This window comes from Bradyrhizobium sp. NBAIM08 (genome assembly GCF_020193935.1).
Lineage (GTDB): Bacteria > Pseudomonadota > Alphaproteobacteria > Rhizobiales > Xanthobacteraceae > Bradyrhizobium > Bradyrhizobium yuanmingense.
In genome coordinates this window covers 1-379 of sequence record NZ_JADYVR010001418.1, presented here as the reverse complement: position 1 = coordinate 379, position 379 = coordinate 1, and the positions used below count along the sequence as shown (strand labels likewise).

Annotated in this window: 1 protein-coding gene; it reads right to left on the bottom strand. The window is 56.5% G+C overall.

All coding sequences use genetic code 11. From position 1 onward, the window contains the following. Nucleotides 1-379: hypothetical protein (locus I6F37_RS45220; RefSeq protein ID WP_225155160.1), on the bottom strand; the 379-nt coding region annotated here is incomplete at both ends.

The following is a 379-nucleotide window of genomic DNA, read 5'->3' as shown; positions in this document are numbered from 1 at the left end:
GAGCGGGAGAATGGCCGCTACAATCAGGAGCGGGTTGAGGCCCCACAGGAGCGCGACAACATAGCCGATACAGAGATTGATGAGATCGGGCAGAATGTAGTCGACGTCTAGAATGCCGGAGTCGCGGAGCGAGACGCCACGGCAGAGGATGAGCGCAAAGCCGATCAGGAAGTTATTAAGCTCGACGAATATAACTGCTGCCAGCATCGCGCCGAGAATCGACCACATCGCGAACAGCGGCGAGCCGGGAATGCTGACAATGGCGTACAAATACTGCGCTGCGAGACCTGCGATGATATACATCGCGATGTTGAATGGCTGAAGGTACCACGTCTTTACAAGAGCGCTTGAAGGGTCGACGCGGTGCTCGTGGATCAGC